The sequence below is a fragment of the Bifidobacterium sp. UBA6881 genome, from assembly GCA_002451435.1.
Lineage (GTDB): Bacteria > Actinomycetota > Actinomycetes > Actinomycetales > Bifidobacteriaceae > Bifidobacterium.
This window is the reverse complement of the sequence record DKCF01000066.1, coordinates 1-2,127: the sequence shown is the minus strand read 5'-3', so window position 1 is coordinate 2,127 and position 2,127 is coordinate 1. Positions and strand designations below refer to the sequence as shown.

Annotated in this window: 2 protein-coding genes and 1 pseudogene; all 3 read right to left on the bottom strand. The window is 60.6% G+C overall.

The window, feature by feature from the left end; genetic code table 11:
• Positions 1-123: 123 nt before the first annotated feature.
• The gene (locus tag B3C64_RS04840) at positions 124-1,068 is read right to left on the bottom strand and encodes an RluA family pseudouridine synthase (protein ID WP_291534115.1); all 945 of its coding nucleotides are present in this window, start codon (positions 1,066-1,068) and stop codon (positions 124-126) included.
• The gene (locus B3C64_RS04835; protein ID WP_291534131.1) at positions 1,065-1,592 is read right to left on the bottom strand and encodes a signal peptidase II; all 528 of its coding nucleotides are present in this window, start codon (positions 1,590-1,592) and stop codon (positions 1,065-1,067) included. Before B3C64_RS04835 ends, B3C64_RS04840 begins: the two co-directional genes overlap by 4 nt.
• Before the next feature lie 21 nt (positions 1,593-1,613).
• Positions 1,614-2,127, bottom strand: a pseudogene (locus tag B3C64_RS04830) (ATPase); the annotation flags it as partial.

Sequence of the window (2,127 nt, the reverse complement as noted above, 5' to 3'; positions counted from 1 at the left end):
CCAGCAATCCATCCAGCCATTCGCGTCTCCGGCGTGCGCGCAAAGGCCGTTTCCTCCGCAACCGCTCCCGGAGCGGTTCCAGGAAACCCCCGACGGCATGGGCGAGGCATCCGCGAACCGGCATCAGTCCGCGTCGTGCGAGGATTCACGCCCCCGGTGACGCGCACGCATCACCTCGAGCGCATGGCTGAGGTCCGCAGGGTATTTCGACTTCACCGTGGTCCACACATGGGTTCTTGGGTGCCGGAACTCCAGTTGCATGGCGTGCAGCCATTGGCGGTCAAGCCCCAAAGCCTCGCTGAGCTGCGGGTTGGCCCCATACATGGAGTCTCCCGCCAGCGGATGTCCGATCGACGAGAAATGCACTCGGATCTGATGGGTCCTGCCGGTTTCCAGGTTGACGGAAACCAAGGTCGCCTCTCCGAAACGCTCCATCACATCCCAATGGGTGATGGCCTCTTTCCCCGCCGGTGTCACGCAGAAACGGAAATCGGACACTTTGGCGCGTCCGATGGGAGCCTCGATCGTCGCCTTGTCCTCCTTGAGGTTTCCCTGCACCAACGCATGATAGGTCTTCACCACCTCGTGCTCCGCGAATTGACGGCGCATCTCCACGTAGGCGAGGTCGGATTTGCACACCAGCATCAATCCGGACGTGCCGACGTCAAGGCGCGATACGATGCCTTGACGCCCGGCTGCGCCATATGAGGTGATATGCACGCCGCGATCAAGCAGGCTGCCCAGCACCGTCGGGCCCGTCCATCCCACGGAGGCATGGGCCGCGACTCCGACGGGCTTGTCGACCACCACCACATCGTCGTCTTCGTAGACGACCGCCATGTCGTGGGCGATGGGCTCCGGCTTGGCCCGTTCCTCGACGATGTCGAATTCGACGGTCTCCCCCGCCTGCAGAATCGATGATTTCGAGATTTCCCGGTCGAGCAGACGCGCCTGTCCGGATTCGATGAGATCGGCTGCCTTGGCACGGGAGATGCCGAGCATTTTGGCTACGGCCACATCGAATCTTCTGCCGACCAGGGCATCAGGAGCTGGAACAACGCGACTCATGCCGTTTGCGCTCCGTTCCCAGTCTCCGCAAGATCCTTCTCGCTGAACGGCTCCGCGAACAGGAGCAGCAGCACCGCGGCGACGCCCGCGACCATCAGGAAGATATCGGCGACATTGCCGACGGACCAACCGTAATTCAGGAAATCAACGACCTTGCCGTTCAGGAAGCCCTGCGCGTAAACGATGCGGTCGATGAGATTGCCAAGCGCTCCGGCGAAGGCGAGAGCGAACACCACAGTCCACTTCATCGAAATGGTGTGCACGGCGAGCGCCACCAGAGCGATGCACGCCGCCACCGCCAGCAGAGAGATCAGCCATGTCATATTGGAGCCCATGCCCAATGACGCGCCGGGGTTCCGTACCAGAGTGAGCGACAGCAGACGCGGAATCATCTCCACGGTACGCCCATCGGACAGAACCGCTTGGGCCCATGCCTTGGTGAGCTGATCGGCGGCAAGCGCAATGATCGAGATGCACGCAAAGACGGCCACGCGAAAGCGCAGCCGTCTTTGATTGTTCGTCATGACAACAGACACGGTCTAATCTCAGTCGTTGTTCTTCTGATCGACCTGATCGTAGTTGTTCGAATCGGACACCTGGGACATGAGCTGACCGAGGAATTCGGTAAGACGTGCGCGGTATTCGCCCTCAAACTGCTTGAGACCCTGGATGTTGCCCTCGATGACCTTGGACTGGGACTCCAGATTGTCGCGAACCTGCTGCGCGTAATCGTCCGCGGAGCTGCGGGTCTTCGAATCGTATTCGAACGCGCGCTTCTGCACCTGAGCCTCGTATGCATCGGCCTCGTCGTGCTTCGAGGAGAAGTACTTGTCGCCTTCTTCGGTCTTCTGGTTCAGGTAGCCGTCGCCCTCTTCGCTGCGGTGCGCGAAGTAGGCGTCGCCTTCCTTGGTCTTCTGGGCCAAGTAGGCATTGCCCTCATCGGTCTTCTGAGCGACATAGGCGTCGCCTTCCTTGGTCTTCTGCTCAAGGTAGGCATTGCCCTCATCGGTCTTCTGAGCCAAGTAGGCGTCACCTTCGTCGGTCTTCTGAGCGACATAG

Excerpts from the sequence above, each read along its gene's own strand:
- B3C64_RS04840 (WP_291534115.1), bottom strand. The coding sequence starts at position 1,068 with ATGAGTCGCGTTGTTCCAGCTCCTGATGCCCTGGTCGGCAGAAGATTC.
- B3C64_RS04835 (WP_291534131.1), bottom strand. The coding sequence starts at position 1,592 with ATGACGAACAATCAAAGACGGCTGCGCTTTCGCGTGGCCGTCTTTGCG.